The organism is Priestia sp. ABM2_011 (assembly GCF_056158845.1).
Genome location: NZ_JBSWUB010000001.1, coordinates 3638313 through 3654528, shown reverse-complemented (window position 1 = coordinate 3654528; position 16216 = coordinate 3638313). Strand labels below are relative to the sequence as shown.

At 35.2% G+C, this 16216-nt stretch carries 16 protein-coding genes and 1 pseudogene; 13 read left to right on the top strand and 4 right to left on the bottom strand.

From position 1 onward, the window contains the following. The first annotated feature begins 243 nt into the window (after nt 1-243). The 4 genes and pseudogenes from ACXAE4_RS19510 to ACXAE4_RS19495 all read left to right on the top strand — a co-directional run bounded on the left by ACXAE4_RS19510 (nt 244) and on the right by ACXAE4_RS19495 (nt 4361). A pseudogene (locus ACXAE4_RS19510) lies at nt 244-1438 on the top strand (Alp7A family actin-like protein). Between the two features lie 86 nt (nt 1439-1524). Continuing rightward, nucleotides 1525-1836: a hypothetical protein gene (locus tag ACXAE4_RS19505; RefSeq protein WP_475236691.1), complete on the top strand. Its 312-nt coding sequence runs from the start codon at nt 1525-1527 to the stop codon at nt 1834-1836. A gap of 746 nt (nt 1837-2582) precedes the next feature. Beyond that, complete coding sequence (locus ACXAE4_RS19500) at nt 2583-3506, top strand: LysR family transcriptional regulator (protein ID WP_176551744.1); 924 nt, start codon at nt 2583-2585, stop codon at nt 3504-3506. 165 nt (nt 3507-3671) lie between these two features. Beyond that, nucleotides 3672-4361, top strand: a complete 690-nt coding sequence (locus ACXAE4_RS19495) for an alpha/beta fold hydrolase (protein WP_154989153.1) — start codon at nt 3672-3674, stop codon at nt 4359-4361. Nucleotides 4362-4448: 87 nt separating this feature from the next. Here ACXAE4_RS19495 and ACXAE4_RS19490 read toward each other — a convergent pair whose 3' ends face one another. Together ACXAE4_RS19490 and mle are read right to left on the bottom strand one after the other, a co-directional pair. Further along, nucleotides 4449-5036, bottom strand: coding sequence for a DUF4825 domain-containing protein (locus ACXAE4_RS19490; RefSeq protein WP_154972769.1), 588 nt, complete (start codon nt 5034-5036; stop codon nt 4449-4451). 232 nt (nt 5037-5268) lie between these two features. After that, nucleotides 5269-6108, bottom strand: coding sequence for an alpha/beta fold macrolide esterase (gene mle / locus ACXAE4_RS19485; RefSeq protein WP_154972770.1), 840 nt, complete (start codon nt 6106-6108; stop codon nt 5269-5271). A 279-nt stretch (nt 6109-6387) separates the two neighbouring features. On the opposite strand from mle, the gene ACXAE4_RS19480 reads away from it, so the two are divergent. The 5 genes from ACXAE4_RS19480 (at nt 6388) to ACXAE4_RS19460 (ending at nt 9955) form a co-directional block, all read left to right on the top strand. Continuing rightward, nucleotides 6388-6864, top strand: coding sequence for a hypothetical protein (locus tag ACXAE4_RS19480; protein ID WP_154989149.1), 477 nt, complete (start codon nt 6388-6390; stop codon nt 6862-6864). 138 nt (nt 6865-7002) lie between these two features. Then, nucleotides 7003-7779: an SDR family oxidoreductase gene (locus ACXAE4_RS19475; RefSeq protein WP_154972772.1), complete on the top strand. Its 777-nt coding sequence runs from the start codon at nt 7003-7005 to the stop codon at nt 7777-7779. Between the two features lie 236 nt (nt 7780-8015). Continuing rightward, nucleotides 8016-8807, top strand: coding sequence for a phosphotransferase (locus tag ACXAE4_RS19470; RefSeq protein ID WP_154972773.1), 792 nt, complete (start codon nt 8016-8018; stop codon nt 8805-8807). A 22-nt stretch (nt 8808-8829) separates the two neighbouring features. Further along, complete coding sequence (locus ACXAE4_RS19465; protein ID WP_033578571.1) at nt 8830-9288, top strand: GNAT family N-acetyltransferase; 459 nt, start codon at nt 8830-8832, stop codon at nt 9286-9288. A 433-nt stretch (nt 9289-9721) separates the two neighbouring features. Next, entirely contained in the window at nt 9722-9955 is a 234-nt protein-coding gene (locus tag ACXAE4_RS19460; protein ID WP_099330817.1) for a hypothetical protein, read from the top strand. A gap of 137 nt (nt 9956-10092) precedes the next feature. On the opposite strand, the gene ACXAE4_RS19455 is transcribed toward ACXAE4_RS19460, so the two are convergent. After that, nucleotides 10093-11385 (bottom strand): VTT domain-containing protein, encoded by a 1293-nt coding sequence (locus ACXAE4_RS19455; RefSeq protein WP_186806702.1) that lies wholly within the window; start codon nt 11383-11385, stop codon nt 10093-10095. Nucleotides 11386-11850: 465 nt separating this feature from the next. On the opposite strand from ACXAE4_RS19455, the gene ACXAE4_RS19450 reads away from it, so the two are divergent. The 4 genes from ACXAE4_RS19450 (at nt 11851) to ACXAE4_RS19435 (ending at nt 15090) form a co-directional block, all read left to right on the top strand. After that, complete coding sequence (locus tag ACXAE4_RS19450) at nt 11851-13053, top strand: MGDG synthase family glycosyltransferase (RefSeq protein WP_154972775.1); 1203 nt, start codon at nt 11851-11853, stop codon at nt 13051-13053. Nucleotide 13054: 1 nt separating this feature from the next. Next, nucleotides 13055-13753, top strand: a complete 699-nt coding sequence (locus ACXAE4_RS19445; protein ID WP_098999984.1) for a polysaccharide deacetylase family protein — start codon at nt 13055-13057, stop codon at nt 13751-13753. A gap of 307 nt (nt 13754-14060) precedes the next feature. Next, nucleotides 14061-14183 carry a hypothetical protein gene (locus ACXAE4_RS19440; protein WP_255293454.1) on the top strand — a complete coding sequence of 41 codons (123 nt, stop codon included), beginning with the start codon at nt 14061-14063 and terminating at the stop codon, nt 14181-14183. Between the two features lie 694 nt (nt 14184-14877). Then, the gene (locus ACXAE4_RS19435; RefSeq protein ID WP_223546499.1) at nt 14878-15090 is read left to right on the top strand and encodes a YczF family membrane protein; all 213 of its coding nucleotides are present in this window, start codon (nt 14878-14880) and stop codon (nt 15088-15090) included. 9 nt (nt 15091-15099) lie between these two features. On the opposite strand, the gene ACXAE4_RS19430 is transcribed toward ACXAE4_RS19435, so the two are convergent. Then, nucleotides 15100-16203, bottom strand: a complete 1104-nt coding sequence (locus tag ACXAE4_RS19430; RefSeq protein WP_042992203.1) for a GerAB/ArcD/ProY family transporter — start codon at nt 16201-16203, stop codon at nt 15100-15102. Between the last annotated feature and the right edge of the window lie 13 nt (nt 16204-16216).

Sequence of the window (16216 nt, the reverse complement as noted above, 5' to 3'; positions counted from 1 at the left end):
AATACTTTTGTCTCAACCTCTTTTTTCACCAGAATCTCTACTTCCGACTTTCTTATTCCCGAAAAAGAACTTTCCTGACACTGTTTTTCTAATCCGGAAATAAGTTCAACTAGATAAAAAAATTGTTGATATGTGTAAGTTTTTGATAGATAAATAAGTTGAACTAAAGGATTGAATATCTACCCTTGTCTCTTGTATAATAAGTTCAATATAAGTTCAACTTAAAAGATGAGGTGTATAGAAATGAAAATTTCACGTTTTAATAAAGATTGCGGAAACTCCGTTGATATGAACATCATGGATGGATATCTATTTGATTTCCCAACCAACGTAGTAGAACTCCAAAAAGAAGCTGCTGATTCATTCTTCACAGATGCTGTTACAGCACCAGAAGAATTTAAAAAGCGTATCTTACTTATCTACAACCATTGGAGAGGAAGAAAAAGAACGTTATTTCTTAGTGGGTGACATTGCAGCAAGCCAACAGCTAGCAAATAATCATATCAATCGATTACATAATAAAATTACAAGTCATATTCCATACATCACTTTTTTAGCTGCCATTGCATACTACCATGCGTTACATGCAAAAGATAAAAAAGACAACAACATCGAAATTGACTATTTTTCTACGATGCTACCAATCTGGCTCCTTAAGAAAGAGAGTACATTTGGTGCAGCGCAAAAAGCCATGGCAAATCGCTTTCTTAGGCGACCATACGTTTACGGTGCATACCCCTGGATTTGAAAATACGAATTAAAAGTAGCTAGTGGAAGAAAGTGCTTGCTTAAAAGAAGGAGAAAGTCGCACGTTTTGCGTTAAAGAAAGACCTAACGCTTCAAGACCGTGAAGATGCGAATGAGTATGTGGAATGTGAAACCGTGATGGTGGACATCGGTGGTGGTTCCATTGATGTGGTTATTTTACCGGAAGGGTTGAAGGCTGCGAATAGTCGTGAATCATTCCAAAGCATCGAGGGCATTCCCTATTTAGCGCATATTGATAAGTTACGTAAAGAGAAATTCCCAGAGCTGTTTACCGATTTACGTGCTTTTGATCAATTTATTCTTAGATAACTACAGCAAACAAAAGTTTGAATTAAAAAATGAAAACACAGGCGAATCCATTGATTTAACAGCTCACAATCAAATCTTCTCTAAGAGAATATGTAGAGATTTTATTGGCTAAATTAAATGATGTTGCCCCACCACCAGCAAATAAAATGCGTAAATATGTATACTAGTGGAGGTGTCGCTCCTACACTAGAAGTAGCGATTATGAATAGCATGCGTGAAAAAATTGGCGAAGAACGTACAGAGAAGTATCATAAGGTTCCTGCAAGATAGCCGTCACTTAAATTTATTTGGCTTAGAGATTCGTAGTATTGGTTACGTTCAAAAGAAGCAAGCAGCAGAGAAGAAAGCCGTTAAATCCTAACAACGTAGGTGATAAGGATGTCAGAGCGTCAAAATGCCTTTACGATTAAAACAAATCAGATTGAGTGATGAAGTCTATAATCATACTTGCAACATATGCTAAAGTCGCGTAAATTAGGGGATTATATTTCATCTTTAATTCTACGTGATTTAGATGATTCATCTACTGAAAGAAAAGAAAGGGAAGACACAAGAACCTACGAAATGCTTGAACATATCAAGAATGAACTATCTGAATTAAAGATATTAGCCCAAACAACGGGTTTTGTAGGAAGCAATACTTTTAAAGAAGAAGAGCCTTCAAAGGTTCCCCAACTGAAAGAAGGAAAGATTGCCGATTTAGAAAATATATCTGGCTCATTAGACGATGATGACTTAGAAGAATATAACGATTTTTAATTAAAAAAGCTACTAGTATGTGGGACGAGACTGTCCCACATACCAGTAGCTTTTTTGTTTTCAATATGTCTATTCGTTTTTGATACATTATCATATGTACAAAAAACGTGTTAAACCTAAAAAAATGGGAGGAAACAGCTTATTTATGGATAATAATAATTAGCACGAGTACTTTTATTTATTCTAATTTTGCTTTGTCTCAAGAACATTAATAATTAAGTTTAGGTATTCTAAATACCATATCGAAGCTCAATCACACCATGAAGTGTTAGATAAAAGGTACGCTTATCGTCTCCCAAGATGACAAGGACATTGCGGAGTTTAGGTTGGATTCAAACGAATAAACATGACTATAAATTTATTAGATTAATAGCTTGCTAACTCTGAAGGTATTCAGAATTAGCGGGCTATTGTTTTTACATTGAAACGCTTGTACGTGAATTTAATTTATATAGCTTTTTTAAGCAACATATAATTGATTGGCTCTAATTATTTAGTCACGATAAGCGCTCGAATAATTTCATTCCAGTAGTATTTGAAATCTTTTTTACTCGTATCTTTTTGTGTTAAACTCATCGATTCCTTTGTATTTTCTTTTTTTATATTCATTATGATTTCCCCTTATCACTTTGTATTTAGTATGTTGTGGTTTGATTTACCATATTTTATAATGAAATTAACGATCGTTACAGATGAATATTCCGATTGAATCAATCGGAATATCCGATTACATAGAGGTGAGGGAAATGGAAATAAAACAACTGATTACATTTAAAACAGCTGCAGAAAATTTAAATTTTACATATACGGCTAAAATTTTGAATTTTGCTCAATCAAGCGTTACCGCACAAATAAAAGCTCTTGAAAATGAACTTGAAACGCCTTTATTTGAACGTCTTGGGAAACGCTTGGTTTTAACAGAGGCAGGTAGAGAATTTAAAAGATACGCAGATAAAATGATTCAATTGACTAAGGAAGCAAAAAACGCTGTAAGTGGAGTGGAGGAGCCTTCGGGTACGCTTATTATTGGATCTTCTGAAAGCCAGTGTACCTATAGATTGCCTCCCATATTAAAAGAGTTTAAGGATCAATTTCCTAAGGTTAAAATGATTTTTAAACCTATTTATTCTCAAGAACAAACAAGAGCGCAGCTACTAGACGGCACTCTTGATATCGCCTTTACAATGGAGCCTATTCAGCATCATGATGCAAATCTACATACACAATGTCTTGTTGCAGAAGACTTAAAAATTGTTGCTTCTCCTCAGCATCCTTTAGCTGATAAAACGGATATCTACTTAGAAGAGCTTGAAAATGAGACTCTCTTGTATACCGAATCAGGTTGTTCATATCGCGTAGTGTTGGAAAACTTGTTTCGTGAGGCGGGTATTTGTACATCCACTAAATTTGAATTTGCAAGTGTGGAAGCTATTAAGCAATGTGTGATGTTGGATTTAGGTATTGCGATATTGCCTGAAGTAGTGGTAAAAGGAGAGCTTGAGAAAGGAATATTAAAAGAATTGGCTTGTACTAAAGTGGATACGACCCTTTATACACAAATGTTTTGGCATAAAGATAAATTTATGTCTCTTCCTTTACAATCGTTTATTCAATTGGCTTGCAGTACTTTTGGTTTAAATTATATAGGTACCGAAAGTGAAAAACTCTAGGTACATTATGCCGACTAAAGAATTACACAGGATACATAAAATAATCTGATATCTTTCCCAATAAGATAAGAGGTGAAGGAAATCTTCATTCCTTCACTAATATATAGATGAACATTAATAAACTAGATTTTAATTGGTGAAATCTGAGTTAGGAGTTGATCTAATTTGAAAATGCGAGTAAATCAAATTAAACTAAATGGTTTAACATTTCAATATCGAGAGGCGGGCGAAGCTTCAGCACCTGTCATTGTTGCACTTCACGCTTTAGGAATGAGTGCAGAATCGTGGGACGAAGTAGCGGCTGCATTAGGAAAGGAATATCGGTTTTTAGCTTTAGATCAAAGAGGACACGGTGGAAGCGAGAGAGCCGGCACGTATACGTTTGAACTTATGTGTGATGACTTGCTTCAGTTTGTAAATGCGCTGAAATTAGAGCGCTTTACGTTAATGGGTCACTCTATGGGTGGCACCGTCTCCTACCTTTTTTCCGAGACATTTCCATCAAGGGTAAAACGGTTAATTGTTGAAGATACACCTCCACCTTTTACAGGAGAGAAGTTCGAAATTCCTTCTAAACCTCCTGGCTCTCTACCATTTGACTGGGAGGTTGTACCTTCAATTCTTCAACAGTTGAACAACCCGAAGCCTAAATGGTGGGGAAGTCTTACAGAGATAATTGCACCTACTCTCATCATAGGAGGAGGATCTAGCCATATCCCTCAAGATAAGTTGCAGGAAGTTTCTAAACGTATTCCAGATTGCAAGTTAGTGACGATAGAAGGAGCTGGACATGAGGTGCATACAGAGAATTTATCAGCGTTCTTAACTGCTGTGAAAGATTTCCTTGATTCGTGACTTTCTGGAGCTTTTATTTAATTTAAAAGATTATTTAAGTGAATAGACACCAAATAACGAGCCTTACTTAAGGCTCGTTATTTGGTCTTATTCTTTTACGATAGGAACTTTCTTAAAGAATTGTTCTCGAATAGCTGCCGATTTAACTGTTTTATTTATCTTTTCTTTATTATCATCTATAAATTGCTGTGCTTTTTCTTTATCAAATAATTTATGACTATCCGGTAACATTTTAATGTTGTCCGAAATAAACTGTTCCATTTCTTCTCTAGATACTGAGAATTTTTGATTGTCTACTTTAAAACTGTAACCTTGAGCATTAGGCACTAATATTGCTAAATAAATAGCATTGTAAAGAAAGTTTTTCTCCAATGTATTCTTACCGTCAAACCAATATTTTAACGTTTCATCTTCTGAAAGAGAGCCCCCTCTAGTACCATACGTTATTTTTAGCGTTTTATTATGTAAATCAATTTCTTTAAATGTTTCTCCTCCAGGCAAGTCCCTTACGATAGCTACCACGTTAGAATTATTTCCAACATAAGTTCCGCTACGCTCTTTAAGCTTTTTTACATCAACAGTATTAATGCTTGTAACTTCTTCTTTTTGAGAACAGCCGGTTATGCCTACTAGGAGTAATAAGATTAAACAAAAAAATACCTTAAAATATTTCATAAAAAGCCTCCATTTTCTTACTTTAATACCCTTATGTGGATATTTCATGAATTATTAGTGTATCGTAAATAAGCTGTCTTGAAAAGATGTAGGTCCTTTTGTACAAAATACCCTTTGCTATAGAAAACGTTTTTGTCAACTGCTAGTAGAAGAAAGGAATTTTGAAATATGAAAAGACCCCAAAGCTTTCTTGAAAAAGCGCTTTGAAGTCTTCATTTCTCTTTTTTTACTTTTAAGAGCTAATCCCTACAATTGCTTCGATAATTTGGTCCCAGTCCTCACTATGAACTTCATGTCCTGTACCTTCAAGAGCTATTAATTTAGCATGAGAAATAGCTTTTGCAAGCGCAAGTCCATGTTCATAAGGCAGTGCCGGATCTTTTGTTCCATGAATAATCAGCGTAGGTGTGCTAATTTCACTCAATCTGTCATAATATTGGCCTCCTCCTTGAAGTAAAGCATGATTAAATCTACTCGGCAACTGTTTGGCGCGGGCAGCTTCTCTTTTTGCTAGCTTATACATTCTTTCCTTTTCATAAGGTTTTGTTCCACTTAACGTTTTCCATCCACCTGCAAGGTAGTGAACGGTTGCCTCTTGATTTGACCAGTCTATGGAAGTACTTTTTGTATGATAATCAAGTATACGCTGGTCCATTGGAGGCAATTTTTCCGCCTCAGTTCCAAAAATGCTTGATGCAATTAAAGTAAGGGAATCTATGCGTTCGGGATATCTAAGAGCAAGAATCTGACCTATCATCCCGCCCAACGACATTCCAACAATATGAGCTTTTTCTATAGAATAAGCATCTAAAACGCCAATTGCATCATCAGCCATATCCGTTATTGTATAGTTATAAGTACTCGGCGGATAAGTGGTAGAGCGGCCTAAATCACGATGGTCGTAACGAATAACAAATCTCTCCCTTTCAGCGAGGCGAAGACAGAAGTCTTCATCCCACCAATCTAACGAGGACATTGCTCCCATTATTAAAAGTACAGCAGAATTTTTGGGGTTTCCAAAGCTTTCTGTGCAAATCTCTACTTTATCTATTTTTAGTATTTGTTCATTCATTTGTGTACCTCCTTTTAAGTGTTAGAAAAATGAAAAGCAGCCCTTTATTCACTTCTCTAAAATGAGAATATTTCCTTTTTGAATTTTATTTAGGGAATCGATTATTTTGCCTATCTCTTTACCAAAAAGTGAAATATAACCAAAACCAAGGGAAGAGGACGAGCATAAACTGTTAGAGACCGAGAGTTTACTATCTGTAATAAGTTCTATATTGACTAGAATAGAGCAGGAAAGTTGAATGCACGTATGGAAGACTAATCATGTGAGGTGAAAACGAGAATGAATGATTACTATGGAGAGCTTTGCACAAGGTTATACGAAGTTGATAAATCCGTTGCAGAGAGAAAAGAGCTGGAGTTTTATCTTTCCTTTGTAAAAGACCAAAATATGAAAGTATTAGAACCGATGTGTGGGAAAATACTTTTAACGATTATAAAGAAAAAAAGTGAAATTGAAGAACTAGTAGATTGGACTGGAACAAATAGAGTATCTTTTAATAAAGAAATCATCGTCGTTTACAAAAAAAGCTTCTACGATAGAAAAGCGAGCTCTTTGAATACTAAGATAAAATATGAGCTACTTCAAGGAAATCAGAAAAAAAAGGTGGAGATAATGGATTTCCCTCTTCGACTTTATGGCTCAGAAGAATTTGAACGTATCCTTAGCTCTAATGGATTTAACAATCTTACTGTTCATGAAGTAAAAGATGGCTACGGAGAAGGCATCTCATTCTCTGTCTATGAGTGCAGAATATAGATATTGTAATACCATTTAAACTTTGATTACCTTTTTCATTCATTACAACTTGATAGATTAATATACATATACAGGATTGCTGAAATCGTGTGCTGTTGGTAAGCATATAAATTCAGCGTTCCAATGAGGAGATGCTTTATGAAGCGATTAATAAATAAAATTGCGATTGTGACTGGTGCTAGTCGGGCAAAAGGTATTGGTACTGAAATATGCAGGGAGTTAGCTAAAGAAGGCGCAGATATTTTTTTCACTCATTGGTCAAATTATGATCGTTTAATGGATTATTGTAATGAGGATGATTTTAATTGGTCGAAGCACCTGATTGAGGAGATACGCAGTCTGGGAGTACGATGTGAATCGATGGAATTGGATTTATCACAGCCCGATGCATCAAGAAAACTGCTTGATACAGTTCAAACCAAACTGGGTTCTCCATCAATCCTTGTAAATAATGCAACACATTCTGTAGACGTAGATTTTCGTTCGATAGATGCTGATGTTCTCGACGCTCATTATAACGTGAATGTTAGAGGAACATGTCTTTTAACTGTTGAGTTTGCACGTCTAATCGAAGGCAAGCATGGCGGTCGAATTATTAATATGGTATCAGGTCAAGATAAGTCACCTGAGCCTGGCAATTTGGCTTATGTTGCCACCAAAGGTGCCGTTTCTACATTTACTAAATCAGTTGCTATTGAATTAGCACCTCTTAAAATTACTGTTAATGCTGTAGATCCTGGACCAACTAACACTGGCTGGATGAGGAGTGAGTTAAAGGAAGATTTACTGCCTAAGTTCCCAATGGGTCGACTCGGTGAGCCTCGAGATGCCGCCAAATTAATTATCTTTTTAGCAAGTGAAGAAGCGGAATGGATTACCGGACAAATTATCCACTCAGACGGTGGCTTTTGGTGATTTAACATAGTAGCGGTCTTTCAATCTTTTAGCGGATTTTTATATGGAACAAGTAGCTGAAAGGATCTTCAAATGAAGATTCTTTTTTTATAATGTAAAGTAACATTAATGGGCTATGAAGGGAAAAGTACGGGCTTTTCTAAATCAATAGTAAAATAAGGTATCTCATTATGGTGAATGCTTTATCACTTTCACTTATTGACGACAAATCGGGTATATTCAGGGGGAATATGTATATGTCAGGCTTTGAGGAAGAAGAAGTACTAACAGGAGGGAATGTTTCTAACGTTTACCGTTCGGGAAATACCGTACGACGAGAATTAAAATCAGATAGTCATAAATTTCATAAGCTATTAAAGCATTTAGAAAACAAGGGGTTTACTTATGCACCAAAATTTTTAGGCATTGACGAAAAAGGGAGAGAGGTCTTGTCATTTATTGAAGGTGAAGCTGGTAATTATCCCTTGAAGAAATATATGTGGTCCGATGATGTTTTGATAGAAATAGGAAAAATGCTCCGTCTTTATCATGATTCAGTGAGTGATTTTTCATTTGATGACAGCTGGAAATCAATAGATAACACGCCTAAACCATTTGAAATACTATGTCATAATGATTTTGCTATATACAACATTGTTTTTAATGATGAGAGACCAATAGGAATTATTGATTTTGATGTTGCTGCACCTGGGCCAAGACTTTGGGACATTGCTTATACTCTTTATACGTGCGTCCCTTTGAGTAGATTTTATCTTTCTGAAACAGGTGAGAAAATTTATTATAATTCATCACAGCATGCTCAAGATAGAAAGCGAAGAGTGAAATTATTTTTTGAATCTTATGGCGAAGAATTACAAGAAGGTTATTTGGAAATGGTATTGCTGCGATTAGAGGGGTTATGTAAAACAATTACAAGAAAAGCTAGTGAAGGTGATATTGCGTTTCAAAAAATGATAGACGAAGGGCATCTTGAGCATTATCAAAACGATATCAAATTCATTTATGAACATACAAAAGAATGGATTTAATTTTAATAGAGGAGCCCTTGTCATGCGAATTATTAATATTAGAGAACAGGTAGAGTACAAAGACAAAGCTATTGAATATACTCAGCGTAAGTGGGCGAGTAAAGAGAATTTAAAGCTTTACGAAGACTGTATTATACATAGCTTAAACACAAATAGTTGTCTTCCAGTCTGGTACCTGTTAGAAGACGAAGGAGGAATTATCGGCTGCGCAGGGCTTATCACCAACGATTTTATAAGTCGAATGGATTTATGGCCCTGGGTGTGTTCTCTTTACATTGAAGAAAGTTATCGAGGTAAATCCTTAGGTGAGCAACTTCTTTTAAAGCTGAAAGAAGATACGAAAAATGCCGGATTTGATAATCTTTATTTATGCACCGACTACGTTGGATACTATGAAAAGTATGACTTTTCATATATAGGCGATGGTTATCATCCGTGGGGGAGTAGTTCAAGAATCTATAGGGCTAATTTAATAGGTTAACTATCAATTTTTTTATAAAATGTTTTTAGCTGTTTCAATCAGTGAATAGCGGGTATAAGTTGATTATACAAGCGTAGCCCCCCAGGAACATGCATGTATATTTCTTTTTCTTACTTACCCTGTTGAATCCTCTTTTTCATGGAGGATTCTTTTTTTATGTCTAAAAGAAGACTTCTCAGACTATATACATCAAACACCTTAAACATCCCTTATGTATTTTATACTCACTGAATCTAGGTCACGTTACAAGATGAAAGAGATTCAGAGGTCTCATGGGACTGTGGATAAATGTAAGAAACCTTGCAGAAATACTAAAGACAGGTATAGCCAAATTTTTATTTTATAAAATATTTTTATACTTTTACGCGCTTTGCTTATGCCAATTTTTGCTTTTTTTATAGTGTGTACTATAAATGTATAAGGAGATGAAATTATGCCAAGACGTCGTAGTGGAGATCGTCGTACATCTCAATCTCGCTCTATAGTAGATAATTTTCGAAGAGGAGATAAAATTCAAGTTTTTTCTGCTGGGAGACAGCTTGATGGAAATGGTACGTTTATTCGAGCAGAAGGCGGATTCTTAGTATGGGAAGATAATTCAGGTAATAGAAATACGACTAGTTTAGAAAGTATCAGCGTTCGCAGATTAAGAAAACGTAATTTCTAATAATTTGGACAGGCTCTGATTTTATATAAATAAAAAAACACTTTCAAGCTGATAACTGGGTATGGAGTACCGAGCAATCACTTGGAGGTGTTTTTTCTCATGGGAAACATCACAAATAAATTTTTTTACAGCATCACTTATAGATTAATACCTTTCATAAGACGGAAGGTTTCAAGAAGTAAAACGTTTAACCCTAGCCATACTCCTCCAAATACATATCCTGCTGCAATGTCGCTGGGATATTGGATACTCAGATACAAACGACTAATCGCAATAAGCAATAAAATAAGAATGGCCGCTATTGGTGCTAATGTAGGAATCCATAACCTTTTAGAGTGTCGAACCAGCATAAATACAGCAAACCCATAAATAACAAAAGCCATTAAAGACTGCTCGCTTGGAAAGGTGTATGAAAGCTGTTCTATCAACGATTTTCTAATAGGGGAGAAATGGTGGAACATTCGTCTCAGGCTTTCTTCGTATAGTTCTCCGCCGCCTGCAGCAACTACCAGAGATAACAATTCAATTTTTTTATCTCTGCCTTTCCATAAAATCCATACAAGTGTAAAGAAAATCAATGCTACCAGAACTTTCTTAGATCCTAGCATGAAAAATACCCGCATTGGTACATTCCAATCTTTATTAAAAAGGGCTGTTATTAATAAACTCGTTAATTTGTTAAAATCCCCAAACTCGTTTTCGATAAAGTCTTGCGTCATTCCAATCATAAGCAGAATAAATCCTAATGTAACTAATGCTGTAAATATAAAAACAAGACCTGCCCGTTTCCGCGTATGAAATACGTTTACTATCCACTTGAGGCAATTAACTGCTATCTTTTTAATCGTTACTTTGAACTTTTTATAAATGTAAATAGCAACGAACAAACATACAGCTACAATCATCCCAATGACAAAATACTTCTTGATAGCATGATGAAACTGTTCCCACTGAGGTCCTAATAACTTTCCTAGAGTAATAAATGTGGTGACCCAAAGAAATGAGCCACTATAGGCGTACAGTGCATACGTACGAAAGGGAAGCCGAGTAATTCCTGAAAAATATCCTGTAATATGTCTAATAACCGGGAGGAAATAAGCAATAATCAACAGCTTGTTTCCATGTACACTAAACCATTTTGACATTCTTTCAATTCGCTCTGGCCCCATATGAAGGGCTTTTCCGTATTTATCAAAAAAAGGAGTCCCTAACTTATAGCCTACCCCGTAAGCTATGGTCATTCCAACCATACTCCCCATACCAGCCACCAGGATACTTCCCACCCAGCTTAAATGTCCTTGAAAAGCAAGAACCCCAGCGTAGCCCATGAGCAGCTCCCCTGGAAGAGGAAGAGCAAGAAGTTCCAGCATCAATGCCAGAAACAGCACGATATATCCGTATTGATTTATATAAGATGTGATAAAATCCATGGTTTGTCCTTCTTTCATAATATGTATTTGCCTAAAGCACGGCGAATAACTCAAATATGCTTGGATTTGATTGAAAATAAGAGGAGGGAAAAGGTTAATTTCACCTTTGCTTTTTTTAATGTAGCACTATTTATTAAAAAAACTGGATTTTTCATTAATTTTTAATGTTATTTTTAGCCTATTTTTAATTACAAAACGTAGACTGAAAATGTGCTATTTGAAAGCTCAACTTAAGACTGTTTGTTTTTCTAATAAATAGTGTAAGGAGTTCCCAAACAATCTATGTAACGAAAAAAAAGAAAAGATATACCCTACAAATCGATTAAAAAGGGGAAGTACCCATTATTAATTTTTTATCAGCAGAGCAATTCTTTAATCGCCTAAACAAAAGAACAAAAAGATGTGCCGAAAAGTCTAAGTTTTACCCCACAGCAAAAACATACAAACTACAAGGAGGGAAAAGTCATGAATAACCGTGAACAGGATAAATACTTAATTCTTTCCGCTACGTTTGGAGAAGGACATAAACAAGTGGCAAATGCGATAAGTGAGGCAGTAAGTAATATGGTTGCTGATGCTGAGCCTATTACCATTGATATTATGGAGTGGGTTCATCCCAACCTTTATCCAATCAGCCATTATATTTATAAGAAAAGCATTAAGAAGTTTCCACAAGTGTATAGCTTTTTGTATGAAAAAACTCGTGTGAAAAGTTCTTTTTCTGTTAAGTTAAATTCGATCTTTTTGTCGGGTATGCAAACCGTGCTTAAAATCATACAGGAAATAAAACCGAAAGTAGTGGTTAGTACCTATCCATTTGCTGCAGGAATTATATCGAAATTAAAAGAGCAAGGGTTAATTGATATTCCAGCGGTAACCATCATCACAGATTATACGGATCATTCTTATTGGATTCATCGCTCTACAGATCAATATGTGGTAGGGTCTGCGCGATTGCGTGATCAATTAATTGCGTTAGGGGTAGAGGCAGATAAAATTAAAAACACTGGAATACCTGTACGGAAAAGATTTATAGATGTTCTTCCAAAGGATCTTCTCTTAGATAAATATATGATCAATCCAAATATGTTCACCTTGCTTATCATGGGAGGGGGCGACGGATTTTTTGGAAAAGGGATTTCAACCTTTAAGGCCTTAGAGTCCATCTCTACACCGATTCAACTTTTTATAGTATGCGGTAAAAACAAGAAGTTAAAAACACAATTAGAGTGGGAATTAAAAGACTCAAAGCATGACGTGAGAATTTTGGGATACTGTGAAAGTATTGAAGAATTAATGGCTATTTCAGATTTAATGATCAGCAAGCCGGGGGGAGTGACAACCTCTGAGGCAATGGCGATGGGTTTACCAATACTGCTTTATCATTCGTTACCAGGACAAGAAGAAGACAATGCAGAGTATTTATGTCGTTCAGGATTCGCACTTTCTGTAAAAACAGAAGAAGAGTTGATTGCGCGGGTCGAAAATCTGGTCCACGATTCAGCACCTTTAAGCTGGATGAAACAAAGAATGAAAAAATACCAAACTAAAACATCATCCATAGACGCTCTCCGTGTCATTGTCGGAGAAGCAAGACGCGGTTCATTACTCAACGCAACAAGTGGTAGAACGATACAAAAGCAAGAAGAGATAGAGGTGAGTATATAGTATGGGCTTTATGATTTCTGCTATTATTTTTTTTATTTTGTTATACACCGTTATTCCGTATTTCCTATCACGTAGCCTAGGAGTGAACGTAATTAAAAGAGGAAGGGATTTATCCAAAATTGCTTTTACGTTTGATGATGGTCCGAATCCTGTTTATACCCCGATACTTCTTGATTTACTGAAGAAAAATGAAGTGAAGGCAACCTTTTTTGTGGTTGGTACCAAAGCAGAAAAGTATCCTGAACTAATTCAGCGCATGCATAATGAAGGCCACTTAATCGGAATTCATAACTACGCACATCACTCCAACTGGTTTATGTCGCCTTGGAAAGTTCGAAAAGGACTTAAGAATACAGCCAAGGTAATTAAATCTATCACTGGAGTCACACCTATTTATTATCGCCCGCCTTGGGGAATGCTCAACCTTTTCGATTTTATTAGAAGAGGTAAATATAAGATTATTCTATGGTCAATCATGGCGGAAGATTGGCGAACCTCTGGCGGAAGCGAAAAGATTAAACAACGCCTAGCAAATATAAAAGGCGGGGACGTCATTTTGCTGCACGACTGCGGAGATACGCTCGGGGCGGAATCTGAAGCTCCGAGAAACACAATTAATGCGTTAAGAGATGTATTAAAAACAGTGAAAACAAAAGGATTCACTTGTGTCCGTGTTGATGAATTGGTAGAGAAGCTATAGGTAGTAAGAGAACTATCTTTATTAAATTAAAACTTGCGAATGACATTTTAATTCTTGTCATTACCGTAACTAAATATCTTATCTGTTATAAAAAAGAACCTCTATTTTAAAGAGGTTCTTTTTTATGGCCAGTAAAAATATATGGTAATATAATCTTATATTGGATATATTTATAATTTCGTGGTTTTTAAAATCTGTGTTGAATCAGCAGTCAATTTAAACGACATCTATGAAAGTAGGGTAGTTCTTGAAAAAAGTTATTTTGAAATTCTTTGTATATTTTTTAATCTTCTTCGGAGGAAACTTAATGATTAATATTCTGTTTACCTCTAATTCTGATCTTTTAACAGCATTTTCAACCGCTTTTGGAGTTTCTTTTGGAATTGCTATCTTTGGGTATTGTACACATAAAAGAGGCAAGGAAGCATAAGATGCTGTGTTTTTGACCCACTACATAAAAGATTTTATGAGAAACGTAAATATCATAGTATTAAATTATAAAAATGTTGAGGTTTGAGATGGAGAATTTGTTGAATTACATTTATTTTTTTATGGCCATTTTAATTGGCTTGTACTTTTTTATCACCAATAAACACTCTAGAAAGCCACTATTCATGTTGTTACTATCGATGCTTTTATTTTATAGCAGCGCGTATTCTTTTTACTATAAGACTTATCCAATTAACTTACTCAGTACATTATCCATACTTGTGTTTTGGTGGATCATTCTTTTATTACTAAGAGAGATTTATTCTAGAGAAGAAAATATTTTCTGGAGTCTTTGTTTAATCTATGTAGCGCTATACCACTTATTGCACTACGTTTTTGATTCATTGGCTCAAAAGAATGTTTGGTATGGATTTATCTTTTATGTTTATACAAATGTAGGATTACTTCTGCTTGGCTTGTACTATTTCTCAAGAGTTTATAAAAATAGAACCGTGCATTAGAATGAACAAAGCTCCTTGGAAATCATTGTCCACAATTCTTGTTACGTAAGGTTTTTATAACAGATTGCTTTGCAGAAGATCAATTATTTAATAAATAGTATTAAATCTCATGGACGCCTTGTATATTTTTATAGTATTTACCGCAATTTAAAAGAAAAAGGTGAGGCTGATATAATGGCTAAAATAATTCCATCCTTATGTATTACGTTGGGTGCTTATGTTCTTATTGCGTTCATTGACGCTTTTCAGGGAAACTATATGTTTCAATCGCTTTATAATATAAAACAATATTTTATAATTGCACGTGGGGAAGATTATTTTTTGATTATTTTATTTGCTTTGTTGTTCGTTACTGTTAGCATTTTTCCTGTGTTAAAAAAACAATAGCCTCCCTTGTCATGAAAGGGCAGGCTTTATTTTTTGTTTTATATATGCTGTAATCAGCAATAAGATGGGAATTGCTATATGAAAAGGGAGGTGCAATAAATAAGGAACAATTTTGAGTCCTTCATTTATATGAGCTTGGTAACTAGGAGCAATCATCAGTGAGGAGAAAAAAATAACACCGCCAATTAAATAAATGTTTGTAACAGAAGATTTCATTCGAAACAAATCAGCCGCGCCAATCACTGCACAAAAGAAATAGATGGTTATTTTAACAAAACCTAAAATGACCATGAGAATAAGAATAAAGGTATCCAGCCTTTGAATAAAACTAGCTATGTTAATGTAACTCACAGCTGTAAGAGCCGGGAAAGAGGATCTTAAAACAGTCTCTGGTCCGAGTACACACAAAAGAATAATCGAATTAATGGTTAAGACAATTCCTCCTGTTATAATGGCGGATAGTCCAATTGCTGCAGCCTGACTTTTTTTATTCAAATAAGGAAGAATCATAGTAAAGGTAATCAATTCCCCGAAAGGCACAGTAATACCAAGAGGGACTAACTCTTTCCCTATGTTTCCCCATCCATTTGCTAATACGGGTTGAAGGTTTTCCACCTTGATATAGCCTCCTACTACATACAAAACATTTAATATAAAAAGAGTCAGTAAAATAACAACAAAACATAAGCATGTAACTCGTGCGAATGCTTCTATTCCTAAGTGAATACTATAAATTAACACAAAGGTCATACATATGCCCAGCGTAATAATCGATGTAACATAGTAAGAAGAACTAATTAGTAATTCTTCAAAATCACGTAGTACTCTAGAAGCAATATAAACAAAATATATAATATAGCAAAAGCTAATAGCACCGCCTACGTATTTACCCCAGATTTTAATGAGATAGCCAGTCAAAGGCATATTAGGGTATCTCTTATATAAGGAGATATAGACTAAATACAGTACACACCCAAAAAAAGTAGCCAAAAGGGGGACTATCCATGCATCTTGCCTAGCAGCCTTTCCTATATCTAAAAGTAACGTACTGCCCAATATAAAGATAAACATCATACAAAATAATTGAAATCCATCGATTTTTATTTTAGTCAACGCTTTTTCAGCT